The 24,371-nt window shown below is 72.6% G+C and carries 16 protein-coding genes; 5 read left to right on the plus strand and 11 right to left on the minus strand.

Annotated features, from left to right (window positions below):
* Genes ACWD0F_RS01060 through ACWD0F_RS01070 form a run of 3 tightly spaced genes read right to left on the minus strand, consistent with a single transcriptional unit; the run spans position 1 to position 13,227 of the window.
* Positions 1-5,466: a non-ribosomal peptide synthetase/MFS transporter gene (locus ACWD0F_RS01060; RefSeq protein WP_449871498.1), complete on the minus strand. Its 5,466-nt coding sequence runs from the start codon at positions 5,464-5,466 to the stop codon at positions 1-3.
* A complete protein-coding gene (locus ACWD0F_RS01065; RefSeq protein WP_449871500.1) occupies positions 5,463-11,723 on the minus strand; it encodes an amino acid adenylation domain-containing protein in 6,261 nt (2,086 codons plus the stop codon). Before ACWD0F_RS01065 ends, ACWD0F_RS01060 begins: the two co-directional genes overlap by 4 nt.
* 40 nt (positions 11,724-11,763) lie before the next feature.
* Entirely contained in the window at positions 11,764-13,227 is a 1,464-nt protein-coding gene (locus tag ACWD0F_RS01070) for a class I adenylate-forming enzyme family protein (RefSeq protein WP_449871501.1), read from the minus strand.
* A gap of 252 nt (positions 13,228-13,479) precedes the next feature.
* Here ACWD0F_RS01070 and ACWD0F_RS01075 point away from each other — a divergent pair, with 252 nt between their 5' ends.
* The gene (locus ACWD0F_RS01075) at positions 13,480-14,097 is read left to right on the plus strand and encodes a pentapeptide repeat-containing protein (RefSeq protein ID WP_449871503.1); all 618 of its coding nucleotides are present in this window, start codon (positions 13,480-13,482) and stop codon (positions 14,095-14,097) included.
* Between the two features lie 78 nt (positions 14,098-14,175).
* On the opposite strand, the gene ACWD0F_RS01080 is transcribed toward ACWD0F_RS01075, so the two are convergent.
* Together ACWD0F_RS01080 and ACWD0F_RS01085 are read right to left on the minus strand one after the other, a co-directional pair.
* On the minus strand, positions 14,176-15,927 hold the full coding sequence (locus tag ACWD0F_RS01080; RefSeq protein WP_449871505.1) for a S1 family peptidase: 1,752 nt from the start codon (positions 15,925-15,927) through the stop codon (positions 14,176-14,178).
* Positions 15,928-16,036: 109 nt separating this feature from the next.
* Positions 16,037-16,405, minus strand: coding sequence for an STAS domain-containing protein (locus ACWD0F_RS01085; protein WP_449871507.1), 369 nt, complete (start codon positions 16,403-16,405; stop codon positions 16,037-16,039).
* Between the two features lie 217 nt (positions 16,406-16,622).
* Between ACWD0F_RS01085 and ACWD0F_RS01090 the strand changes: the two genes are divergently transcribed.
* A complete protein-coding gene (locus ACWD0F_RS01090) occupies positions 16,623-16,943 on the plus strand; it encodes a MarR family transcriptional regulator (protein WP_449871509.1) in 321 nt (106 codons plus the stop codon).
* Between the two features lie 125 nt (positions 16,944-17,068).
* Entirely contained in the window at positions 17,069-17,542 is a 474-nt protein-coding gene (locus ACWD0F_RS01095; RefSeq protein WP_449871511.1) for a hemerythrin domain-containing protein, read from the plus strand.
* Positions 17,543-17,603: 61 nt separating this feature from the next.
* Here ACWD0F_RS01095 and ACWD0F_RS01100 read toward each other — a convergent pair whose 3' ends face one another.
* The 4 genes from ACWD0F_RS01100 to ACWD0F_RS01115 form a co-directional block, all read right to left on the minus strand.
* Positions 17,604-18,707 (minus strand): epoxide hydrolase family protein, encoded by a 1,104-nt coding sequence (locus ACWD0F_RS01100; protein WP_449871513.1) that lies wholly within the window; start codon positions 18,705-18,707, stop codon positions 17,604-17,606.
* Between the two features lie 120 nt (positions 18,708-18,827).
* The gene (locus tag ACWD0F_RS01105) at positions 18,828-19,334 is read right to left on the minus strand and encodes a hypothetical protein (RefSeq protein ID WP_449871515.1); all 507 of its coding nucleotides are present in this window, start codon (positions 19,332-19,334) and stop codon (positions 18,828-18,830) included.
* Between the two features lie 10 nt (positions 19,335-19,344).
* Positions 19,345-20,214 carry a hypothetical protein gene (locus tag ACWD0F_RS01110; RefSeq protein WP_449871517.1) on the minus strand — a complete coding sequence of 290 codons (870 nt, stop codon included), beginning with the start codon at positions 20,212-20,214 and terminating at the stop codon, positions 19,345-19,347.
* Between the two features lie 223 nt (positions 20,215-20,437).
* Positions 20,438-21,289 carry an aminoglycoside phosphotransferase family protein gene (locus ACWD0F_RS01115; protein WP_449871519.1) on the minus strand — a complete coding sequence of 284 codons (852 nt, stop codon included), beginning with the start codon at positions 21,287-21,289 and terminating at the stop codon, positions 20,438-20,440.
* Between the two features lie 156 nt (positions 21,290-21,445).
* On the opposite strand from ACWD0F_RS01115, the gene ACWD0F_RS01120 reads away from it, so the two are divergent.
* The gene (locus tag ACWD0F_RS01120; RefSeq protein ID WP_449871521.1) at positions 21,446-21,943 is read left to right on the plus strand and encodes a beta-class carbonic anhydrase; all 498 of its coding nucleotides are present in this window, start codon (positions 21,446-21,448) and stop codon (positions 21,941-21,943) included.
* A gap of 18 nt (positions 21,944-21,961) precedes the next feature.
* On the opposite strand, the gene ACWD0F_RS01125 is transcribed toward ACWD0F_RS01120, so the two are convergent.
* Positions 21,962-23,269 carry a TolB family protein gene (locus ACWD0F_RS01125; RefSeq protein WP_449871523.1) on the minus strand — a complete coding sequence of 436 codons (1,308 nt, stop codon included), beginning with the start codon at positions 23,267-23,269 and terminating at the stop codon, positions 21,962-21,964.
* Complete coding sequence (locus tag ACWD0F_RS01130; protein ID WP_449871525.1) at positions 23,266-23,760, minus strand: SigE family RNA polymerase sigma factor; 495 nt, start codon at positions 23,758-23,760, stop codon at positions 23,266-23,268. Before ACWD0F_RS01130 ends, ACWD0F_RS01125 begins: the two co-directional genes overlap by 4 nt.
* A gap of 98 nt (positions 23,761-23,858) precedes the next feature.
* On the opposite strand from ACWD0F_RS01130, the gene ACWD0F_RS01135 reads away from it, so the two are divergent.
* Positions 23,859-24,329, plus strand: a complete 471-nt coding sequence (locus tag ACWD0F_RS01135) for a MarR family winged helix-turn-helix transcriptional regulator (RefSeq protein WP_449871527.1) — start codon at positions 23,859-23,861, stop codon at positions 24,327-24,329.
* Positions 24,330-24,371: the final 42 nt, after the last annotated feature.

Here is a 24,371-nt window from a genome sequence, read left to right on the forward strand (position 1 = left end):
TCATGCCTCCGTGGTGGGGGTGGAGCCGCGCAGCGCGCGGACGCCGACGAGGTCGTCGGCCACGGCGTCGGGCACCTCCTGATCGAAGCGGGCCAGTGCCGGCACCCGCGTCGCGACCAGGGTGAGCACGACGATGGCGACGCCGAAGAGCACGTACATGAGCCCGATGCCGCGACCGGGCCCGGTGCCGATGAGCGCTCCGACGGTCGGCGCCAGCGAGCCGCCCTCCAGGAGCAGCGGGTCGAGCAGCGCGGCCGCGTACGGCGCGATCAGGCCGAAGCCGATCGGCAGCGTGGACCAGGCGATGAGCGTGTTCATGGCGAAGACGCGGCCGTGGAAGCGCTGCGGCACCTTGACCTGGACGATGGTGGTGTAGATGCCGTTCATCACGGTGACCCAGGCGGTGATGCCGCAGACGCCGACGGCGATCACGGCGAGGTCGGCGCGGAGCCCGGTGATCAGGCAGAAGCAGCCCAGGGCCAGGGCGCACAGCAGCACGCCGCGCAGCCGCAGGCGGCGCGGGCCGCCCCAGACGGTCATGACGAGCGCGCCGGCGAACGTCCCCACTCCGGCCAGGAACGAGATCCGGCCGACGTCGCCGAGCCCGGCGAAGGAGAGCACCAGCGGCGAGAACATCAGCAGCAGCGGGGAGAGGAACACGTTGAGCACGACGAAGAAGAGCAACATGCCGACGAAGCCGCGATGGCCGAGGGAGTACCGCAGCCCGCCCAGGAGCTCGGCCTTGACCGACTCCCTGCGCCGCCACGGCATGGTGCGGGGGAAGCGCACCGCCAGCAGCACCACGATCGCGACGGCGTAACTGGCGATGTCCAGGACGAGGATGCCGCCGAGCCCCACGCCGGCGAGCAGGCCGACGGCGAAGAGGGGCACCAGGAGCTGGGCGGTGCCGGTGCCGAGCTGCATGAGCCCGGCGGCGTGCCCGAGGTAGGGCTTGGGGACGAGCTGGGGCACGGCCGAGAAGTACGCGATCCGCTGGAAGGTCAGCGCGACCGACAGGCAGCCGAGCAGCGGGTAGATCATGCCCGCGGACAGGCTCCCGGTCCACAGCAGCACCCCGAAGGCGAGCTGGATAGAGAACGCCGCGGCGTCCCCCGCCAGCATCACCCGCCGCCGGCTCGTCCGGTCGACGATCGCCCCGGCGATGGGTGCGGTGAGCAGTCCGGGCACCAGGCCGACCACGGCCATCAGGGCGAACTGCGCCACGGACCCGGTCGTGGTGTAGATCCACAACGGCACGGCGAACTCGGTCAGCGCCGATCCGGTCATCGACACGAGCTGGCTCATCGCGACGGCGAGGAAGCGCGGAATGCCGGGCTGCGGCCCGGCCGGCGGAGGACCGCCCGAACGGGACACGTCGTGCAGCCACCACGTGGCGTCCCGATCCGGCACCGGGATCGGCGCCGGGTCTGTGAGCGACCGGTGAACGGTGGTGACGATTTTGGCCAGCTCGTCCGCCCGATATTTCAGGAAAAAGTGCCCGGCCTCCGCGAGCACGACCACGGCCGACGTGCCGGTCAGGAAGTGCCACTCCCGGAAACGTTCCTGGTAGAAGTCCGTCGCCGGGTCCTCGGAGCCGACCACGCTGATCACCGGAGCGCGCAGCCGGTCGACGCCGGTGTCCAACAGGCGGGTGTAGTAGTCCTCCGCCTCCCGGGAGTCGGCGCGCATGTTCCGGATGATGCGGCGGGCCTGGGCGGGATCGATCTCGCTCATGTCCAGCCCGAGCGAGATGAGGTTGTTGACGTAGCGCTGGTCGCCGCGGAGCCGTTCGGCCTGGGCGAAGCGGGAGATCCGCGACATCAGGGCCCCGCGCGGCCGGGCGAAGGGGAAGATCCCGCCGATGTACACGGCGGCGAGGTCCCGCCCGGCGGCCTCCAGCTTGCGGGCGATGTCCACGGCCAGGGCCGAGCCGACGCCGCAGTGGCCGTACAGCACGATCGGGCCCTCGACCTTGTCCAGGATCTCGCGCACGCATCCGGTCGCGAGGTCGTCGAAGGGCAGCTTCTCCTCGTCCACGCCCACGTCGTGGCCGGGGATCGCCACCGACCAGAGCGCGTGGCCGTCCGGCAGGGCGTCGGCGAGCGGCTGGTAGACGACCGCGCTGCCGCCGCCGTACGGCACGCACACGTAGGTCAGCACGGGCGTCGCGCGGCCGGCCGGGGTCAGCCGGTGCAGCAGCGAGCGGGGGCCGCGGCGCTCGGCGGGGGTGTCGGCGAGCGCCGCCAGCTCGCGGATCGTCCGGTGCTGGAACACCTCCATCACGCTGACCGCGGCGCCGGTCCGCGTCCGCAACCGCGCCACCACCTGGGTGGCCAGCAGCGAATGCCCGCCGAGGTCGAAGAAGTCGTCGCCGACCCCGACCGCCTCGATGCCCAGCAGCTCGGTCCAGATGGCGGCGAGGGCCCGCTCGGTGGGCGTCTCCGGCGCGATGAGCTCGACACCGGCGTCACGTCCGGCGACCGGGGCGGGCAGCGCCCGTCGATCGAGCTTGCCACTGGGGTTGAGCGGCAGCGTGGCCAGCGTGACGTAGCCGCTCGGCACCATGTGGTCGGGCAGGGTCAGCTTCAGCGCGGCCCGCACGGCGGCGTGATCGAGCACCCCGTCCAGAGCGTCATCGTCCAGAGCGTCGTCGTTCGGGGCGCCGGACGGGCCGCCGGACGGGGCTGCGGAGGGGGCGCCGGCGGGGGTGATGTAGGCGACCAGGCGGGGATCGCCGGGGCTGTACTCGTGCACGATCACGGCCGCGTCGCGGACGGCGGGCAGCGCGCGCAGCGCCGCCTCGATCTCGCCGGGCTCGATCCGCAGGCCGCGCAGCTTCACCTGGGCGTCCAGCCTGCCGAGGAACTCCAGCGCGCCGTCAGGACGGCGCCGGGCCAGGTCGCCGGTGCGGTAGAGCCGCGCTCCCGGCGGGCCGAACGGGTCGGGCACGAAGCGCTCGGCGGTGAGCGCCGGCCGGTTCAGGTAGCCCCGGGCCAGGCCCGCGCCGCCGATGAACAGCTCCCCCGGCACCCCGACCGGCGCGGGGGCCATGGCGGCGTCGAGGACGTGCAGGGTGGTGTTGGCGATCGGAGCGCCGATCGGCACCCGGGCGGCGGCGGCGAGCGCGCCGGGGACGCAGTGCCAGGCGGACACGTCGACGGCCGCCTCGGTCGGGCCGTACAGGTTGTGCAGCTCGGCGGCGGGCAGCGTGGCGAGGCAGCGGCGGGCCAGGTCGGCGGGCAGCTCCTCGCCCGAGGAGATCACCCGGCGCAACGAGCCGCAACCGGCCGCGCCCTCCTCGCCGAGGAACGCGGCCAGCATCGACGGCACGAAGTGCACGGTCGTCACGTCCTCGGTGACGATCAGCTTGCGCAGGTACGCCGCGTCCTTGTGCCCGCCGGGCGTCGCGAGCACCAGCCGCGCGCCGGCCCGCAGCGGCCAGAACAGCTCCCACACCGACACGTCGAAGCTCAGCGGGGTCTTCTGCGCCACCACGTCGCCCGCGTCCAGGCGGAAGCGCTCCTGCATCCAGTCGAGGCGGTTGGCGATGCCGCCGTGGGTGTTCGGCACACCTTTGGGCCGGCCGGTGGAGCCGGAGGTGTAGATGACGTAGGCGAGGTCGTCCGGCCGCACGTCGGGCAGCGGCCCGGGAGCGCCGGTCCAGACGTCCGGGTCGTCCAGGTCGAGGGTGATCGCCGAGGTCTCGGGGCGGAGGCGCTTCTGGGTGAGCAGTACGGCCGGCGCGGCGTCCGCCAGCATGAACGCCACCCGGTCCGCCGGATAGCCGGGATCGATCGGCAGGTACGCCGCCCCGGCCTTGAGCACGCCGAGCAGGCCGGGCAGCAGCTCCAGCGAGCGCTCAGCGCAGACGGCGACCACCGAACCGGCGCCCACGCCCAGGTCGCGCAGCGTGTACGCGACCCGGCCGGCCGCCGCGTCCAGCTCGGCGTAGGTCAGGGAGCGCCCCTCGAAGCGCACCGCGACCGCGTCGGGCGTACGCGCCGCCTGGGCCTCGATCTGGCCGTGCAGGGTGGCGGGGCCGGGGAAGGCGGCGGCGGTGTCGTTCCAGTCGGCGACGACCAGGCGGCGCTCGTCCTCGGTGAGCAGGTCGATCTCCGACAGCCGCAGGCCGGGCCGGGCCGCGACCCGCTCCAGCAGCAGGGTGAGGTGGCCGGCCAGGCGCTCGATCGTGGCCGCGTCGAACAGGCCGGTGTTGTAGACGAACATCCCGCCCGCGTCGTCGCCGAGGTAGAGCTCCAGGTCGTACCGGGTCGCCCACGCGTTCACGGGGAAGTCCGCCACGGTCAGCCCGGCCGGCGGGTCGACGGCGGTGTCGCGGTAGCTCTGCGTCGCCAGGATGACGCCGAACAGCGGGGACCTGGACACGTCGCGGGGCAGGTCCAGCTCCGACACGAGCCGCTCGAAGGGCAGGTCCTGGTGCGCGAAGGCGTCCACGGCGACGTCCCGCACCCGCGCCAGCAGCTCCGCGAACGTCGGATCGCCCGACAGGTCCACCCGCATGGTCAGCATGTTCACGAAACAGCCGATCACCCCGTCCAGCTCCGGCGCCTGGCGGCCGGCCACCGGGGATCCCACCGCGACGTCGGGGGTGCCCGCGTACCGGCCGAGCAGCACGGCGAACGCGGCCAGCACCGTCATGTACGGCGTGGCCCGGTGCTCCCGGCCCAGCGTCGCCAGCGCCGCGCGCACGTCGGGAGCCGGCGAGAACGTGCACGAGGCGCCGGCGTAGGTGCGCTCCGGCGGGCGGGGCCGGTCGGTGGGCAGCTCCAGCGGCTCCAGCCCGGCCAGCCGGTCCCGCCAGAAGTCCAGGTCGCGCCGCGACGGTGGCAGGCCGCGTTGCCAGGCCGCGTAGTCGCCGTACCCGACCTCCGGGGGCGGCGGCGCGGTGCCGTCGTAGCGGGCGAAGAGCTCGCGCAGCAGCAGGTCGGCCGACCAGCCGTCGGCCGCGATGTGGTGCACGGCGATCACCAGCACGTGGTCGTCGCCGGCCAGCCGGACCAGCAGCGCCCGCGCCACCGGCCCGGTCGCCAGGTCGAACGGCTCCGCCAGGAACTCCTCGACCAGAACGCGCGCAGCAGCCTCGTCCCGCGCGGCGCGGACGGTCAGCGGCAGTGCGGCGTCGGTGGTGATCTCCACGCGTGGCCGGCCGTCCCAGGTCTGGGGGTAGCGCATGCGGAGCGCGTCGTGGCGGGCGGCCACGGCGTCGAGCGCGGCGGCCAGCGCGCCGGGGTCCAGCGGGCCGCGCAGCCGCAACCGGATCGGGATGGTGAGCTGTGTGGTGCCCGGCGCGAACTGCTCCAGGAACCACAGGCGCTCCTGGGCGTGCGACAGCGGCGGCTCCTCGTCGGGCCGTGCCGGGATGGTCCGCCGGGGCGCCGCCCCACGCCGCAACCGCTGCGCCAGCAGCGCCTGCTTGGTGGCCGACAACTCATCCGATTCCGTCAACGGGGTACCTCCGCGTCCAGCAGGCGAGCCGCCTCCGCGTCGGAGAGGCTCGACAGTTGTTCGATCAGCAGGCTCTCGATCGCGGCCGCCAGCCCGGCGACGGACGGCTCGTCGAACACGGTCCGGATCGGCACCTCCACCTCGACCGCGTTCCCCAGCAGGGCCGCCGCTCTGGTGACCAGCAGCGAGTGGCCGCCGAGGGCGAAGAAGTCGTCCAGCGCCCCGATCCGGCCGGCGTCCAGGCCGAGCACCCGGGCCCAGACCTCGGCGACCAGCGCCTCGGCGTCGGTGCGCGGTGGCACGAAGCGGGCGGCCGGTTCGGGTCCCGGCACGGGCACCGCCGCCACGTCCACCTTGCCGGTGATCGTGAGCGGCAGCGCGGGCAACGCCACCCAGGACGTGGGCACCAGGTGCGCGGGCAGGGTCGCGGCCAGGTGCCGGCGCAGCTCGTCCGGCTCGGCCGGTCCCGCGACGTACGCCGTCAGCCGGTCCTGATCCGCCGTCACCACCGTCTGGCGCACCCCCGGATGGGCCAGCAGCGCCGCCTCGACCTCGCCCGGCTCCACCCGGAAGCCGCGCACCTTCACCTGGCCGTCGAAGCGGCCCAGGAACTCCAGCGTCCCGTCGGGCCGCCGGCGCACCCGGTCCCCCGTCCGGTACAGCCGGGCTCCGCGCGGGCCGAAGGGGTCGGGCACGAAACGCTCGGCGGTCAGCGCGGGGCGGCCGACGTAGCCGCGCGCCAGGCCGGCTCCGCCGAGACAGAGCTCGCCGGGGAAGCCCGGCGGCACCGGCTCGCCGTACTGGCCGAGGACATGGGCCGTGGTGCCGCCGATCGGCCGGCCGATGGGCGGGCGGCCGGTGTCGGTCACGTCGAGGGTGGCCGCCGTGGCGATGATGGTCGCCTCCGTCGGCCCGTACGTGTTGACCAGCCGTACCCGGCCGCCGAACCGGGACCGCCACCGTGCCACGGCGGGCGCGTGCGCCTGCTCGCCGCCGAGGATCACCAGCCGCAACGACTCCGGCCAGGTCACGTCGCCGAGCGCCTCGGTGAGCCGGTGCCAGTAGGCGGTCGGCAGGTCCAGCACGGTGACCCGCCGGCCGGCCGGGGTGCGCAGCTCGTCCGGCAGGGTGGCGGCGCCGCCGGGGAGCAGCAGCACGGACGCGCCGGCCGTCAGCGCCGGGTACAGCTCCTCCGCGTGGGCGTCGAAGCTCAGCGAGGCGAACTGCGCGACGCGGTCGTCCGGCCGGATGCCGTACGCCTCCCGCATCCAGCGCACCCGCCCGGCGAGGCTGCCGTGCTCGACCAGCACCCCCTTCGGCCGGCCGGTCGAGCCCGAGGTGTAGATCACGTACGCCGGGTCGCCGGGTTCGACGGCGGCCCATCCGCCGAGCCAGCGGTCATCACCGCTGCCGGACTCCTCGGAGTGGACCAGCACGACGGTCTCCGGCGGCAGGCGGCGGGCTCGCGCGGCGTCGGCCACCACCAGGCGCGCGCCGCTGTCCGCGATCAGGAAGGCCAGCCGCTCGTCGGGATAGTCCGGGTCGAGCGGCAGGTACGCGCCCCCGGCCCGCCACACGGCCAGCAGCGCCACCACCGCCTCGGCCGAACGTCCCAGGCACACGCCGACCACGCATCCGTCGGTGACGCCGCGCCGCCGCAACGCCGCCGCGAGCCGCGCCACCCTGAGGTCGAGCTCCGCGTAGCTCATCCGCACGTCGCCGGACACGAGCGCGGGGGCGTCGGGCGCGGCGGCGACCATCCGCTCGACGAGCGCGGGCACCGTCTCGGGAACGCCCTCGGACCGCGCATCGGCGACGGTGAGGGCGGCGGCGTCCGCGCCGGTCAGCAGGGGCAGCCGGGAGATCGGCGTGCCGGGGGCGTCCGCGATGCCGCGCAGCAGCACGGCGAACCGCGCGGCCAGGCCCTCGACGGTGGCGGCGTGGAAGAGGGTGGCGTCGTAGCCGAGGACGGCCCGCAGCCCCTGCTCGGTGCGCCAGGTCTCCAGTGCCAGGTCGAACTTGGCCTGCCGGTACCCGCCGTCGAACAGCTCCACCCCCAGGTCACCGATCCGCTCCGGCGGGGTGCCGTCACCGGCCTGGCTGTGCAGGATGAGCATCGTGGCCAGCAGCGGGTTGTGGCGCAGGTCGCGGGGCACGCCCAGCTCGCCGATCAGCCGTTCGAACGGCACGGTGCGGTGGGCGTGCGCGTCCAGCACCGTGCGGCGGGTGGCGGCGAGCAGGTCGCGGAAGGCCGGGTCGCCGGTGAGGTCGCCCCGCAGGACCAGGGTGTCGGTGAGGTAGCCGATGACCGGCTCCAGCTCCACGCGGTCACGGGCCGCCCAGGGCGTGCCGACCAGGATGTCGTTCTGCCCGGTGTGCCGGGCGAGCAGCACCTGGTAGGCGGCGACCAGCACCATGAACAGGGACGCGCCGTGCTCCTGCGCCAGCCGTTCCAGCCGGGCGACGACCTCCTCGGGGATCGGGAACGCGTGGAAGGCGCCCTCGGGCCGCTCCCCTCGGGGCTTGTCGGCGGGCAGGGCGAGCATGGGCGGTTCGGCGAGCTGCCGTCGCCAGTACGCCAGCGACTCCTCCGCCGCCGGCCCGGCCTCCCGCTCCCGCTGCCACAGGGCGACGTCGCCGTACTGGACGCGCAGCGGCGGCAGGTCCCGGTCCTGGTAGAGGGCGAACAGGTCGTCGAAGAGCACGCTGAGCGAGGATCCGTCGGCGATGACGTGGTGCAGCGCGAAGCAGAGCACGTGGTGGTCACTGCCGAGGGTGAGCAGGCTGACCCGCAGCGGCGGCGCGGCGGCCAGGTCGAACGGCGCGTTCGTCCGGTCGGCGACCAGCCACCGGGCCAGCTCTTCCGGGTCGGCCGATGCGGTCAGGTCGATGCGTTCGACCGGGACGCGGCCCGGCGGGTGGACGACCGCGATCGGCTCGCCGTCGATGTCGCCGAACGACGTGCGCAGGCTCTCGTGCCGCGCCACCACCGCGTCCAGCGCCGCCATGAGCGCGCCGGTGTCCAGCCCGCCGGTGTCCAGCCCGCCGCGCAACCGCAGCACGAGATACATGTTGTACGAGGCATCGTCCGGGTCGAAGCGTTGCAGGAACCACAACCGTTCCTGGGCCGACGACAACGGCGGGAGCGTTCCGGCCGGCCGGGGCCGGATCCCCGTCACGTCGTCCCCTTCTTCCGCCGCGCGGAGCCGGACGATCTCCTCGACGACGCCGGTGATGGTGGGATCGTCGAAGAAGGCGTCCAGCGACACGTCGGCGCCGAGGCGTTCGCGGATCCTGGCGGTGATCTGGGTGATGGTGAGGGAGTGCCCGCCGAGGTCGAACAGGTCGTCGTCGGCGGCGATGTCGTCCAGCTCCAGCACCTCCCGCCAGATCCGCCGCACCGCACCGACCAGCTCCGGATCCTGCCCCTGCTCCAGCTCCAGCTCCAGCTCCGGCTCCAGCTCCAGCTCCAGCTCCGGCCGGTGCGCCGCCGGCGGGCTCGCCGCCGGGTCCGGCGGCGCCGCGATCGGCTCCGGCAGCGCCGCGCGGTCGAGCTTGCCGACGGGGGTCAGCGGCAGGGCGGCCAGCGGGACGTACGTGCTCGGCATCATCGCCGGCGGCAACGTTCTGGCCAGATGGGCGGCCAGCGCGCCGGGGTCCATGGTCGCGCCGGGCGCCGGGACGACGTAGGCCACCAGGCGCCGCTCGCCCCGCAGGGCCACCGCCGTCTCCCCGACCTGAGGGTGCTCCAGCAGGCGGGACTCGATCTCGCCCAGCTCGATCCGGTGACCCAGCAGCTTGACCTGTCCGTCCTCCCGCCCGAGGAACTCGATCTCGCCGTTCTCCCGGTAGCGGGCCAGGTCACCGGTGCGGTACAGCCGTGCCCCCGGCGGCCCGTACGGGTCGGGGACGAAGCGTTCGGCCGTGCGGCTGGGCCTGCCCCGGTAGCCGCGCGCCACTCCGGCGCCGCCGACGCACAACTCGCCCGCGACGCCGACCGGCACCGGGCGCAGGGACGCGTCGAGCAGGTAGATGCGGGTGTTGGCGATCGGGCGGCCGATGGTGACCTGCTCGCCCGGCTCGCCGGAGGTGCTCCAGATCGTCGTCTCGGTCGGGCCGTACACGTTGACGACGCGGTCGCAGCGCTCCCGGAGCTCCCGCGCGAGGTCCGGCGGCAGCGCCTCGCCACCTGTCAGCGCGGTCACGCCGGCGATGCCGCCGGGCAGTAACAACCGCCACACCGACGGGGTGGCCTGCACGTGCGTGACCCCCTGCGCCGCGACCAGCCGGGCCAGTGCTTCCGGCCCGCGTACGGCGCCGTGCGGGGCGACGACGACCCGGCCGCCGGCGATCAGCGGCAGGTACAACTCCAGGGCGCAGATGTCGAACGCCGGCGAGGTGAGGGCCAGCCAGGTGTGCGCCGGGCCGGCGTCGAGCTGGTCGCGCATCGCCAGCAGCAGGTTGGCCAGGTTGTGGTGGGTGACCTCGACGCCCTTCGGCCGGCCCGTCGAGCCCGAGGTGTAGATCACGTAGGCGAGCTCTCCCGGCCTCGGCCCCGGCCCCAGGTCGAGGTCGGGGCCGGGCTCCGTGAGGTCGGACAGCAGGAGCACCGGGCCCGGCAGGCAGTCGGGCGGGGTGGTGGCGGACAACGACAACCGTGGCCGGGCGTCCGCCACGATCATGGCGAGCCGTTCCGCCGGATGGTCCGGATCGAGCGGCAGATACGCGGCGCCCGCCTTGTGCACCGCGAGCAGGCAGACCAGCAGCGTGTCCGAGCGCCGCAGATGCACGCCCACCAGGTCCCCGCGCTCGACGCCCGCCCGGCGCAGCCGCCGGGCGAGCCGGTCCGCCGCCGCGTCCAGCTCGGCGTAGCTCAGCGAGCGCCCCTCGAACGTCACGGCGGCCGCGTCAGGCCGGGCCCGTACCTGGCCGGTGAAGAGGCGGGGCAACGTCGCCGCCGCCGGGTACTCGGCCGCGGTGTCGTTCCAGTCGACGAGCAGGCGCCACCGCTCGGCGGAGGACATGACGTCCAGCTCGGCCAGGCGCACGCCGGGATCGGCGGCGGCGCAGCTCAGCAGGGCGCGCAGGCCGTCGGCGAACCGGGCCACGGTCTCCCGGTCGACCGCCGCCGGGTCGTAGCGCAGGCTCGTGGCCAGCCCGTCCGGGCCGTCGACGAACTGCAGGTGCAGGGCGTTGCGGACGCCGCCGGCGTACATGGTGCGGTCCACGGAGACCTTCAGGCCGGGAAAGACCGGCTCGGTGCCGTCCTGCCTGCGATAGCTGATCGACACGGGGACGGCGGCGGCGCGCGGTGACAACCCGAGGGCGCGGGCGAACGGAACCTCGCGGAAGCGGTACAGCTCACGCAGCTCGCCCCTGATGGTCTTCACCAGGTCGCCGAACGGCTGGCCGGGCGTGGGCCGGGAGAACACCGGCAGTTCATTGACGAACGGGCCGACGTGGTCGCGGGTCGCGGGGCCGCGCGTGGTCACGTCGATGGCGACCGTGACGTTCTCCGTGCCGTACCTGAACAGCAGCGCGTGCACGCCGGCGAGCAGCGCCTCGAAGGTCGTCGCGCCCGTCGCCCTGGCCACCTCGGCGGCGCTCCTGCCCAGCTCGTGGTCGACGCCGGCGTCGATCTGCGCGCCGGCGCCGTAGCGTGCGGCGGTGCGCCGCTGACCGGGCAGCACGATCGCGGCGGGCTCCGACCAGCGGCGCGCCCAGAACTCGCGGGCGGCGGGCAGGCGCTGGGGCTCGTCCTCGGCGAACGACAGCGGCTCCCGCCAGGCGTCGCCCGCGTAGAGTGCGGCGAGGTCGCGTACCAGAATGTCCTTGGACAGGCCGTCGAAGACGAGATGGTGGGCGACGAACAGCAGCAGGTGCCGCTTCGGCCCGGCCGGGACGAGGATGAACCGCGCCAGCGGCCCCCGCTCCAGGTCGAACTCGCGGGCGACCTCCTCCCGGATGAGCCGGTCGAGGGCCTCGGGGGACGGGTCGGGCAGGTGGGCGACCGTCACGGGCGGCGCGGCGGCGGCGACCAGGCGGAGCCCGTCGCCGCTCTCCGCGACGGTGGTGGCGAGCACCGGATGCCGGGCGGCCACGCCGGCGCACGCGGACAGCAGCGCGGCCATGTCGAGGTCGCCGTCGAGCCACAGGGCGAGCGGCAGATGGTAGGCCAGGCCGGCGCCCATGCGCTCGCTGATCCACATGCCCTGCTGGGCGAACGTAGCGGGAGTGTTCTCCTGGCGGTGCGTCATGTTCGTTCTTTCTGTTCCGTCCGCTGGCCGCTGGGGGGTCTTACGTGGCGCCCGCGTCCGGGTGCCCGAGCAGGTCGAGGAGCCGGGGCTTCACCACCTTTCCCAGGTGGTTCTTCGGCAGCTCGGGGAGAAACAGCAGCCGGCTCGGCAGCTCGTGCCCGGCGAGCCGGTCCAGGAGGAACGTCCGCAGGTCGGCGGCGGTGACGGGGTACCGGGTCACGACGGCCGCGCCGGCCACCCGGCCGAGCACCGGATGCGGCAGGCCGACCACGGCGGCCTCGGAGATCGCGGGATGTTCGTACAGCGCGGCCTCCACCTGGAGCGTGGAGACCTTGAACGCGCCGGACTTGATGACGTCGCTCTCGCGGTCGACCAGGTAGAGGTAGCCGTCGGCGTCGAGGTAGCCGACATCGCCCATGCGGACCCAGCCGTCCTTGAAGACGTCGTCGGTCAGCCGCCGGTCCCGGTAGTAGGCGCGGGTGCCGGCGGGTGAGCGCAGCCAGACCTCTCCCTGCTCGCCCGCCCGCGCGGGCCCGCCGTCCGCGCCGACGATCTTGAGGTCGCTGCCCGCCGATGGCCGCCCGACCGACGCGGGGCGGGCCGGGTCCACGATCATCGTGGTCTGCGCCGGGGCCGCCTCGGTCGAGGTGTAGTAGTTGACGATCGTCGCGCGCGGGAACGCCTCGGCCAGGCCCGCGGCCACGGCCGGCGGCAGGCTGGCCGCGGTGGAGCCGAGGAGCCGCACGGCCGACAGGTCGTACCGCTCGTGCACCCGGGCGTTGAGCAGCTCGATGGCCATGGCGGGCACCACGAACACCGTGCCGGCGCCGTAGGACTCGATCAGCTTGGCGAAGCGGGACGGTGTGAAGCGCGGCAGGGTGAGCGCCGCCGGGCTGGCGTCCAGGGCGTTGACCAGCATGGTCTGGCCGGCGTTGCTGCCGATCGGGAAGGCGTGCAGGAAGTGCCGCGAGTGCGCGAGCTTGCGGCGGCGCGGGTCGGCGGACAGGCCGTGGGCCAGGTTCGCGTGGGTGGCGCCGACGCCCTTGGCCCGGCCGGTCGTGCCGGAGGTGTAGATGATCTGCGCCAGCCGGTCGGGGGCGAGGCCGCGCCGTACGGGGCCGCCGCCGCCGTCTCCGTGGACCAGCTCGGAAGGGGTGGCCCGCCAGGCGCCCGCGTCCGGCGGCGCGAGGCAGGGGCTGTGCAGGACGGCGGTCACGGAGCAGTCCCTCAGCGCGTGCCGCAGCTCGGCGGGCGCCAGCCGGCCGGACAGCGGCACGGTGACGCAGCCGGCCCGCAGGACGCCGCACCAGGTGACGGCGTAGTCGATCCAGTCAGCCTCGTCGAAGAGCAGCCCGATCCGGTCACCGGGCAGGAGGCCGCGCTCGATCAGCGTGCGCGCGACCGTGTCGGCTCGCCCGTCCCACTCGCCGAACGAGAGCTCCCCCGCACCGGCCACCACGAGCGCGGGCCGTTCGGGCTGCTCCTCGGCACGGCGCGCGAGCACATCGGGGAGCAGGAGCCGACGACCGCCACTCACCACGCCACGTATCCGAAATGTTTCGACCGCATGCCTCACCCCGTGCCGAGCAGCCCACCAGGGCCGCCCTTGTTCGAGTCGCCGCAGAACGCTTTCTTCCCGGCAGAATAGGCAGAACTACCGCCATTGCACCAGAGAAAGTTTTTTATTGTTAGCCGAAACTTTCGGAAGCGCAGATCGGGGCAGGCAGGGCGGGTGGGGATCCGCTAGTTTGTTCGCATGGCCGACCGCAAGCACGGCATCCCAGCGCCTCCCACCGAGACGACGATCCGCTCCGCGGACTGGGACAGCATCGAGCTCTCCGGCGAGAGCTACCACCGGGTGCTGTTCCAGGACGTCGACATGACCGAGCTGGTCGATCACGGCTCCTCGTTCGAGGAGTGCCAGTTCAGGAACGTGCGGTTCAACGTGTCGGTGCACGAGGACGCCAGGTTCCTCAACTGCACGTTCTCGCGCTGCTCCCTCTTCGACGCCACGTTCAAGGGGTGCAAGCTGACGGGCAGCATGTTCGACGGCTGCTCTTTCGGGCTGCTCAAGGTCGAGGGCGGCGACTGGTCCTACGTGGGCCTGCCGGGCGCGGACCTGCGGGGCAGCTCCTTCCTGGGCACCCGGCTGCGGGAGGCCGACCTGACCGGGGCCCGGCTGGAGGGCGCCGAGGTGCGGCGGTCGGACCTGTCGGGCGCGTGGTTGCACAAGGCCGACCTCACCAAGTGCGACCTGCGCGGCAGCGACCTGAGCACGCTCGACCCGCACACCGTCACGCTCAAGAACGCCGTCATCGACCCCTTCCAGGCGACGGTCATCGCCGCCGCGCTGGGCCTGGACGTCCGGGCGTAGCGCCCGGCGCTTCCGCGTGCGGGGCCGGTGGCCGCCGCCCCGGAGTCCCTCTCACGGAGGCTCCGGGGGCGGTCGGCGTCAGGCGTTCGGCGGTTGGCCGCCGAGCCGGCGCTGGAGCTCGCCGATCTGCCGTTCCAGGTCGGCGACCTGGGCAGACTTCTCACCCGGCGGCGGCCCGAAGCGCCCATAGCTGCTCTGCCCGTAGCCGTTCTGCCCGTAGCCGTTCTGCCCGTAGCCGCCCTGCTCCTGCACGGGAGGTGACACGTGTGCCTGGGCGGCGGGGAGTTGTTGCCATGCGGGCTGCGCCTGCGCCTGGGGCGCCGGGAGTTGCTGCCACGGCGGCGGCGGCACCGCGCCGTACCCGCCGCCGGGCGGGGGCGCGGCGTAGGAGGGCCGGCGGTGCCGGGACCGGCGGCGCCGCAGGACCTTGACCGCGACCAGGACGATCAGGACGGCGACCAGCGCGCCCGCCCCGATGAGCACCCACGACCAGAGCGGCTTGGGCGACTCGTCCTTGCCCGCCGAGACCGCCTGCTGCGACTCGCTGATGTACTTGGCGACGTACGGATGGTTGGAGAACAGCGCCTGGACCTCGCGGAACTTCGGCAGCGCGGCCGAGTAGTAGTGGCGGAAGTAGTCGTTCAGCGCCTCGTTGTACCGGGTGGTCGTGCCGGCCTGGGCGGGCTTGATGTTCTTCTCGCCGAGCTTCTCCTTGATGATGCTCACCGGCAGGACGAAGCTCTCGCTCTCCGAGGACTCGCCGCTCTCGCTCACCGTGCCGGCGATCAGCATGCCGACGACCTTGCCGTCCTTGCTGAACACCGGGCCGCCGGAGTTGCCGTGGTAGGACGGCGCCTGGGTCTGGACGTACGGCACACCGGTCTGCGTGGTGCGCTTGGCGTTGTACGGCCCTTCGGTCAGCGCCGGCTCCAGCTTGGACTCCAGGCTGAAGAACGGCGTGTTCGTGACCAGGCCGGGGAAACCGCTGATGTAGAGGGTGTCGCCGGTCCGCACGTCGGCGTCGTCGCCGAGCGGCACGGTCGGCAGGTTCTGCTGGCCGTTCACCTTGAGCAGCGCGAAGTCCTTGCCCGGATAGCTCTCGCCCACCGAGACCAGCTCGGCCGTGACCGGCTTGGCCGTCTTGTCCACACCGCCGCCGGGCAGGCTCTGGACGACGGAGAGGCTCTGCTTCAGGTTGCGGAGCTGCATGTGGCCGCTGTTGAACGTGACGTAGATCTGCTGGGCGAGCTTGACCATCTCCTCGTCGGCCTCGATGCCCCGCAGGCCGCTGATGATCTCCTTGGCGTCCTGCTTGTTGAACTTGGCCAGCGCCTGCTGCGCGAAGAGCCCGTTGAGCTCGGTCTCGCCGACCTGGACGCAGTGGGCGCCGGTGACCATGTAGCCGTCGGGGGTGACCCACCAGCCGGTGCACAGGCCGCCGACCTCGGCGTCGACCGTACGCTCCGGGGTGGTCGCGGTGAGATAGGTGTCCACGTCGGCCGCGATCCGCTGGAACAGCCACTTGGCGATGCTGCGCTCGTCCGAGGAGATCTTGCCGGACGTGACGGCGACGGTCGCCTGCTCGACGAGCCGGTTGAAGGCGGCCTCGTTGATCGTGCTGGTCGGCACGGCGACCGTGCCCGTGTAGGTGAAACTGGTCAACTGGACGGCGGGCTGGGTACGCGCGGCCAGCCAGGTGCCGACGGGGACGTCGGGCCGCTTGTCGGGCGCGTCGTCGGCCGCGGCCGGTAACGCGGGCAGCACGACCGCCATGACGACCGCCGCGGCTGCGGCGATCTTGGTGAATGCTCTTCGCACATTTCCGCTCACAGCCGGAAATGATGAGCGACGGCTCTTGTTCCTGGCTTGGAGCCGACTGGGAGCGCCGGCGCGGCCTAGAAGCGCTCCTGGGCCGGATCGCCGCTCAGCACCACCCGGCTCAGAAGCGCTCCTGGGCCGGATCTCCGCTCAGCACCACGGCGAGGGCCTGTTCCAGGTTGGTGTGCGTGGCGAGGGCGTCCCACACGCCGGTGATCTCCAGCAGCCGGGCGGGCACATCGTGCACCGCCACCAGATGCAGCCCGCCACCCTCCGCCCGCGCCGCGGCGTTGAGCCGCAGCAGCACGTTGAGCCCCTTGCTGTCCATGAAGGTCAGGCCACCGAGGTCGAGCATCAGCGGCTCACCGGGCAGGCGCACCGCCTCGGCGTAGGTTTCCAGTTGGTCGGCGTTGGTGAAATCGATCTCACCGCTCAGGATGACGAGCACGCCGGCGGCGAGCCCGCGGCTGTCCAGGCTCAGTGACGACATGGATGACCTCGGCCTGGCGCGTTCAGCACGCAGGCAACTGTACGACGGTGACGAGCATGACGTCCTCGTAGTAGGGCTGGCGGCGGCGGGATGCCGCGCCCCCAACTCTAATCCCGAAGGTAGTTACCGGAAAGACACTTCGTCATACGATCAACGGAGACGCAGATTTCGGCCGTCCCGAAGTTGCGAACCATGGGCGGAGAAGGCGAAGAGAGCCGTGAGCACATCTTCTGACCGCCCGTCCACGTGGACCTTCCTCACCCATCATGCCCGCGTTCTGGTGGAGATCGCCCGGGATCCCGGAGTACGGCTGCGCGACATCGCCACCAGCGTCGGCATCACCGAACGCGCCGTGCAGGGCATCGTGCGCGACCTGTACGAGGCCGGCTACCTCACCCGGGACCGGATCGGGCGGCGCAACCACTACAACCTCAACCTGGACCAGCACTTCCGCTACCCCACCGAGGCCGGGCTGCCGGTCCGCCTGCTGATCGACATGTTCAGCCGGCGCGACATGTCCCCCCGTCAGACCGACTGATCACCGCTTCCCGCCGTTTCGGCCCCGGCGGGCGGGGAAGGCGGCGTGGACCCCGGAAGACGGGACCCCGAGAGACGGAGGGCGGCGCTCGCCGCCGCCCCGCACCCCCGTCAGGAAGAGATGACATGGACGCCATCGTGCTGCTCAAGGAAGACCACAAGACCGTCGAGGAGCTGTTCAAGCGCTTCGAGAAGGCCGGCGAACGCGCCCACGTCGAGAAGCGCAAGATCGTCGACAGCATCACCAAAGAGCTGGTCGCGCACGCTTACATCGAAGAGGAGGTCTTCTACCCGGCGGCCCGCGCCAAGGTCCCCGAGACCAACGCCCACGTGCTGGAGAGCGTCGAGGAGCACCACGTCGTGGTGTGGATGTTGTCGGAGCTCAAGGACCTCGACCCGGCCGACGAGCGCTTCACCGCGAAGGTGACGGTGCTGATCGAGAACGTCCGCCACCACGTCGAGGAAGAGGAGAAGGACTGGTTCCCGCAGGTCCGGGAGGCGATGGGCCGCAAGGAGCTGCAGGAGCTGGGCGAGCGCATGGCCAAGGCCAAGGCGGACGCGCCCGACGAGCCGCTCGCGGTCCGAAGCGCCAAGTCCTGACCACCCCTCGCCAGGCGCCCGGCCCCGTTTCAGCCCTCACCGGAGTCACTGAATTCAGGGCTCACTTGAGCTCGCCGAAGAAGGCGCGCAGGTCGGCGGCGAGCTGCTCCGGCGCCTCCATCGCCGGGAAGTGCCCGCCCCGCTCGTACTCCGTCCAGTGAGCATCGGCGGGCGGGTCGAGCAGCTTGCGCACGGTGGCGTCCGCGCCGAACACCGCGAAGCCCTGCGGCACGACCGGCGGCGCGCCCCAGTCGGTCGAGTGGGCCTGCTCGTACAGGAAGCGGGCGGCGGAGATCCCGGTCCCGGTGAACCAGTAGAGGCTCACGATGGTGAGCAACTGGTCCCGGTCGTACGGCAGGTCGGTCCACTGCTCGAACTTCTCCGCGATCCAGCCGAGCTGCCCGGCGGGCGAGTCGTTGAGCAGGTAGCCGATGGTCTGCGGCCGGCTGTTCTGGATGGCCAGGTAACCGCTGCCCTCGTTCCGGAACTCCGCGATCCGCTCCAGGGCGAGCCGGTCCACGGGATCCGCCGGATCCAGCCGGTCGGCCATGCCGGGCAGGAACGTCGCCCCGGCCGCCACCGAGAACGGGTCAGTCACCACGTGGACGCCCACGACGTGCTCGCCGTCAAGGCCGGCCACCGCGCCCGAGACGCCCGCGCCCACGTCGCCGCCGTGCACGCCGTACCGGTCGTAGCCGAGGCGGCTCATGAGCTCGGCCCAGGCCCTGGCGGTGCGGCCCAGCGACCAGCCGCTCTCGCGCACCGGCGTGGAGAAGCCGAAGCCGGGCAGCGACGGCGCCACCACGTGGAAGTCCTGCCGCAGGTGGGCGATCAGGGTGGTGAACTCGGCGTACGAGCTGGGGTAGCCGTGCGTGAGCACGAGCGGAAGGGCGCCGGGGTTGTCGGAGCGTGCGTGCACGAAGTGGATGCGCTGCCCGTCGATCTCGGTGGTGAACTGCGGAAGCTCGTTGAGCTCCGCCTCGGCGGCGCGCCAGTCGTAGCGGTCGGTCCAGTGCGTGACGAGCTCTTTCAGGAACTCCAGGGGGACGCCGCGGCTCCACCCGACGCCGGGCAGCTCGTCCGGCCAGCGGGTGCGGGTCAGCCGGTCGCGCAGGTCGTCGACGTCGGACTGCGGGATGGCGAGGGTGAACGGCTGTACGGCCATCGAAGGCTCCTTCACCTTGAGATGTGCCGCCCACGCTAGGAGGTGACGCGGAAGAGTTCTTTCCGCAATCGGATGGGGGTTCGCGGCCGGCCAGGCTCGGCCGGCCGCGTCTGGTCATGTTCAGTTGCCGCCGTCGAGGAAGTTGGTGCAGTCGAACTGCGTCACCCACTTGTGGGAGGAGATCGCGTCGTTGGCGTCGAAGGTCTCGCCCTTGTGCTCACCAGCGGTGCGCTTGGTGAACTTGTCGTTCTCCAAGCTGTCGGCGTAATACTGGCCCGGCTTCAAGCACGTGTAGCCGTATTGCCAGTCGTAGCCGGTGTAGTCGTAGAAGGCGACCACGTCGTACCCGCCGATATCCCCGTTGTTCATCACCGAGGAGACGACGTTGGTGGCGTTTTTGATCTCGCCGGTGCCGTCGCCCCAGTCCCAGTCGTCGCCTGACGCGTAGCCGAGCGCGTTGGTGCAGTTGATGTCCCGCCAGATGCGGACCCGGCCGTCGCGGTGATCGCCGGGCACCGCGTCCCACTCCTGATCACAGCGGGTGGCGGCCTGCGCGGCCGAGGGAACGGTCAGGCCCACGGTGATGAGCGCCGCGCTCAGGCCGAGCGCGGTCAGGGTTTTGCGCATGTTCTCTTCCTCAGTGTTGGGTTTCGTTGATCTGTTTGGCTTGTTCGACGGCGGCGCGTCCCAGCCGCCGGTAGGTGTCCAGCTCGCCGGCGTACGGCTTGGCGGCGCGCTCGCGGTAGTCCTCTTCCAGCGCACGCGCGATCTTCGGGTAGGAGGCCGACTGGGCGCAGGTGGCCTCGGCCACCGCCAGCTCGACCTCGACCGTGTGGGCCGCGGCCGGATCCAGGCCCTTGGTGAGCTTCGGCAGGCTGGAGCGGATCGCCGCGGGGTCAGGGTAGGGATGGCCGCGCCCGGCCATGCACTGCGACCAGGTCCGCAGGACGGCCACGAACCGCTGGTCGGCGACGAGGTCCGGCACGTAGAGCGGCTGGAGGTTGGTCGCGATCGTGCTGACCCTGAACCAGGCGGCCCGGTCGCCGTAGAGCCGCTCGTGCGCTTCGGCCATGCAGCCGCCCGTCCGGCTGGTGACGCTGCCGCCCGCCGGGAGCCGGACGGTCATCGTGGGCGCGTCGTCGCCGCCGTCGAAGGTCCGGTTGTATCGGGCCACTTCGCCGTCGGAGAGCCCGGTGGCATAGACGTGGTTCTGGTTCTCTGCCTTGACGGCCATGACCCGGCCGCGCAGTCGCCCGCCGTATCCGTTCCTCCGTGCCCAGCCGACGTCGGTCAGCATGAACTTCGAGCCTTGGCGTTCCTCCGCGCTCAGTTGGGCCGGCGGCCAGTAGCGGAACCCCTGGCGGGTCATGCACTCCTGGATCAGCACCTGCTCGGCCCGCTCCACCTGAAGGAGCTCGGTCTCCGTCACCGGCCGGACGGGCTGGGCGGGCTGGGCGGCGCACCCCGCGATCACCCCCGCCAGTACGACCGCTCCCAGCATTCGCACGGTGAACCGCCCCCTCCGTAGTCCAGCGCGAAAGCAGATCGAATCGCGTCGCCCTTCAGCCAGGTCAGTTCACAACACGCCGGCCCACCCTGTCGCCGTGTTCCCGCCTGAGCGGGAACACGCAGGTCACAGCCATAGGACCGGTTCACGCCCGCCCGGCCTGCGCCGGCAGCGGGCTCAGGTGGCGGTGGTCAGTGCCGCCCGGCCTGCGCCGGCAGCGGGCTCAGGTGGCGGCGGTCAGTGCCGCGTCGATGGCCGCGCCGTCGCGGTCGAGCCAGGCTTCGCGCCGCTTGATCTCGTCGCCGATGCCCTGCTCCCACAGACGCGCCCAGCCGCCACCCCGCTCCTCGGCGAGCTGCTTCATCGAGAACCACGACCGGCGCGTGCGCAGGACGGCCACCTCGACGGCACGGGCACGGTCGGCGTCCGGCATCCCGTACGCGTCGGCGAGGATCCGGCAGCGGCGCGGCACGTCCACCTCCCGCAACAGCGGATCCGCGTCGGCGGGGTCGGCCAGCGGCGCCCAGTAGAGCATCGTGTTGACCATCTCATCCACCCGGCTGACCGGCCTGGCGACGTCGAAGTCGATCAGCGCGGCCGCCACTCCGTCCCGGAAGACGATGTTGTCCGGCGTGTAGTCCATGTGCCCGACCAGCTCGACCGGGTAGGACGGAACAGGCGGTATGCCCGGTGACTCCGTGAACCCGAGGGCGGGCCGCACCCCTTCGGGCAGGACGAAGCCCGCGACGGCGTCGTGGTAGTCGCGGACGAGCCGTCCGACGGAGGCCAGCCGCCGCTCGTCGGCGATCCACTCCGGCCGTGGCCGCCCGGCGACCTCACCGGGAACGAACGTCAGCACCTCCCGCCCGGCCGCGTCGACGCCGAGAAAGCGCGGCGTGCCCGCGAAACCGACCTCCTCCAGGTGCCGCAGCAACGCGTGGACGAGCGGGGCGTTGGGCCCGATCGGTCGGCGCACGGTGTCGCGGGCCCGCACGACCCCTTCGGTGACGTCCCCGCCCGCGAGCGGGATCTCGGGGTGCGGCTCTGACGGCTCGGCATACGGGAAAGAGCTCATGCGTTCCTCGGGGGGATCAGAACACCGACGGCTCGGCTCGCCGTGGGCACGAAGTCACGACCATACCCAAGAGCTTTCAGTAATCAAGTTGCTACACAAGGTGATCGACGGCGACCATGAGGGAGTTGCCACCGCATCAGCCGAGAAGGGGACCCCGTGAGCGTCATCGACGAGCTGGTCGCCAATGCCGAGCGCTACGCCGAGTCGTACCAGCACCACCACCTCCCTTCGGAGCCCGCCCTGCGCCTGGCCGTCGTGGTCTGCATGGACGCGCGCGTCGACGTCTGGGACATCCTCGGACTGCGGGAAGGGGACGCGCACGTCATCCGCAACGCGGGCGGCGTCATCACGGCCGACACCCGGCGCAGCCTCGCCATCAGCCAGCGTCTGCTGGGCACGGTCATGATCATGGTCATTCACCACACCGACTGCGGCTCCACGAAGATCACCGAGGATGGCTTCCGCGAGGCCGTCTACCAGGACACCGGCATCCGGCCCGACTGGGCGGCCGAGGCGTTCCCGAAGAACCCCGATCTGGACGTCATCCAGTCGATCGCCAGGATCAGGGCCGACGAGCTGATTCCGTACAAGGACGCCGTGCACGGATTCGTCTTCGAGGTCGAGACGGGACGGCTGCGCCCGGTCAAGCCGTAGCCGGATGCCCGCGGCTCCTCAGGTGATCGCGGTCAGGTTCACCACCACCAGCTTTCCGTCGCGTGCGTACCAGAACAGCCCCGGCGCCCGGTAGTCCAGGGTCGCCGTGGCGAGCCGCTGCTTCTTGTCCGGTTCGACGCCGAGCGCGCCGCCCCGCCCGGTGGACAGGTCGTACAGGACCTGCCCGCGGAGTTTCCCGTTCTGGCCGGTCTGGAACAGCGTGAGGAAACGGTCGAGCGCCGGCGGTCCGTCCGCCTGAACGTCGCCCGGCAGTTCGCGCTCGCCCGTGCCGTCCCGTCGGGCGACGGTGCCCGCCCGCACGCACCAGGTGACGTGGCACGCGGCGGCGGGCTCGACCGCCGCCATGCTCCGCGCGCCGGTCCTGAGGTCGAGGAGGTCGCCGAAGATCACCGCCTTCTTGGACGGGTCCAGGTCCGAGGCGCCGGCCGTGCGCTCCGGGGTGCCCGCCGCGCGGTCCGGAGTGCCCGCCCACGGCCAGGTGATCAGCGGGTCCAGGTCCGAGGCGCCGGGCGCGCGGTCCGGGGTGCCCGCCCACGGCCAGGTGATCAGCGTGTCCCGGCCGGTGCCGGGCAGCAGCTCGGGCGTGCCGCCCGACAGGGGCACCTGATAGACGCCGCCCTTGCCCCACCGCGACCAGACCGCCTTGTCGCCGACGATCTCCATGTCGATGCCGCCGTATCGGGGCACGCCCTCGAACGAGGTGACCTTGCGCTGCGCTCCCCCGGCGGCGGGAGCGGCCCAGATGTCGACGATGAGCTTGCGCTGCTGCCGGCGCACCGTCCACCAGGCCAGCCGGCCGCCGCCGGCCGAGATGAACGACGCCGTGACGACGGTCTTGGGCGGTGGCGTGACGTGGACGAGTCGCCGGGCGGTGCGTGAGGTGAGGTCGTAGGCCCAGAGCCCGTCGAGCCTGTCGGCGTGACCGTCCTTGAGCGTCGTGCCGAGGACCGTGTGGTCGTCCAGGAAGATCTCCGGCTCGAACGGGACGCCGCCGGGCAGGTTCGCGGGGATGAGGTGCACGGCCTCGGGCCAGACCTTCTCGATGGCCGGGAAGGCCGGGTCGGGCCCCGGGGTCGGGGGCCGGGTGGCGACGGGGGGCGGCGGCGGGGTCACGACGTTGACCACGAAGGGGACACCCGTGGACAGGAGGATGACGGCCGCCGCCGCGTACATGGCCGCGCCGCGCCGCCGGCGTCGCCGGTGCCTCTCCTCGATGCGCGCCCGCAGGTCGCCGGCGGGGCCGGGGGCGTGGTGGGCGGCGGCGGCGAGCTCCGCGGCAAGGGCCTTCTCCAGGTCGGTGGTCATGTGCTGTACCCCAGGTTCTCGACGATCGCGGGCAGGTCGCCGCGGAGCTTGTCCAGGGCGCGGGAGGCCTGGCTGCGTACCGTGCCCCGGGAGACGCCGAGGACGGCGGCGATCTCCGCGTCCGTCAGTTGCTCGTAGTAGCGCAGCACCAGGACCGCGCGCTGGCGGCGCGGCAGCGTCGCCAGCGCGTCCCAGAGGCCCGAGCCCTCGTAGGGGACGTCCTCGTAGGAGCGGTCGGGCGGCGCGGCGGTGACGTGCTCGCGCCTGCGCCGGCGCCAGGCGTTGATGTGCAGCCGCGCCATCGTCGTCCGGGCGTAGCCGTCCGCGTCCTGCTTGCGCCTGACCCGCTCCCACGATCCGCGCAGCCGGACGAGGGCCTCCTGGACCAGGTCGGCCGCGTCGTGCGGGTTGCCGGTCAGCACATAGCCGTAGCGGAGCAACCCGTCGGCGCGTTCGGCAACGTACTGCTCGAACAGCGAGTCATCCTGCACCTCAGCATCTCTTTCCATCCCCACCAAGACGGACAGAGCCGCCGAGGTGTTGCACGAAACCGCATCGAATATCCATAAGCAAGTGATATAAGTGCCTTATGGCAGCAGATCCCCCTTCCCCTCGCGGCGAAGAGCTGGAGCTGGCGGCCGGTCTGGCCCGGATCAGGACGATGATGCGCCTGCTCGACGTCCCCAGAGACCTGTCGATCACCTCGCTGTCCACGCTGGCCAACCTCGAACGCCTGGGCCCGCGCCGCCTCACCGAGCTGGCCGTGATCGAGGGCGTCACCCAGCCCGCCATGACCCAGCTCGTCTCCCGGCTCGAACGCGAGAGCCTGGCCGCGCGGCTGCCCGATCCCGCGGACGGCCGCGTCGTCATGGTCGCCATCACCCCGCACGGCCGCGCGGAGCTGGCCACCCGCCGGGCCGCACAGGCCAAGCGACTGGCCGGGCTGCTCGCCGAGCTGCCCGAGGCCGACCGCGCCGCCATCGCCGCCGCGCTGCCCGCCCTCGAACGGCTGACCGCTCTCGCGCACCGCGCCGGCACCCCCGCGTCCCCGACCCCCTGAGTGAACGAATGAGCACCGCGGCCCCCAGCTGAGTGCCGCCGA

This window comes from Nonomuraea sp. NPDC002799 (assembly GCF_053592075.1).

Bases quoted from the DNA above. Each gene is read 5' to 3' on its own strand.
- ACWD0F_RS01075 (WP_449871503.1), top strand. From the start codon at position 13,480: ATGGCCGACCGCAAGCACGGCATCCCAGCGCCTCCCACCGAGACGACG.
- ACWD0F_RS01065 (WP_449871500.1), bottom strand. From the start codon at position 11,723: ATGACGCACCGCCAGGAGAACACTCCCGCTACGTTCGCCCAGCAGGGC.
- ACWD0F_RS01115 (WP_449871519.1), bottom strand. From the start codon at position 21,289: ATGAGCTCTTTCCCGTATGCCGAGCCGTCAGAGCCGCACCCCGAGATC.
- ACWD0F_RS01095 (WP_449871511.1), top strand. From the start codon at position 17,069: ATGGACGCCATCGTGCTGCTCAAGGAAGACCACAAGACCGTCGAGGAG.
- ACWD0F_RS01085 (WP_449871507.1), bottom strand. From the start codon at position 16,405: ATGTCGTCACTGAGCCTGGACAGCCGCGGGCTCGCCGCCGGCGTGCTC.
- ACWD0F_RS01105 (WP_449871515.1), bottom strand. From the start codon at position 19,334: ATGCGCAAAACCCTGACCGCGCTCGGCCTGAGCGCGGCGCTCATCACC.
- ACWD0F_RS01135 (WP_449871527.1), top strand. From the start codon at position 23,859: ATGGCAGCAGATCCCCCTTCCCCTCGCGGCGAAGAGCTGGAGCTGGCG.
- ACWD0F_RS01100 (WP_449871513.1), bottom strand. From the start codon at position 18,707: ATGGCCGTACAGCCGTTCACCCTCGCCATCCCGCAGTCCGACGTCGAC.
- ACWD0F_RS01125 (WP_449871523.1), bottom strand. From the start codon at position 23,269: ATGACCACCGACCTGGAGAAGGCCCTTGCCGCGGAGCTCGCCGCCGCC.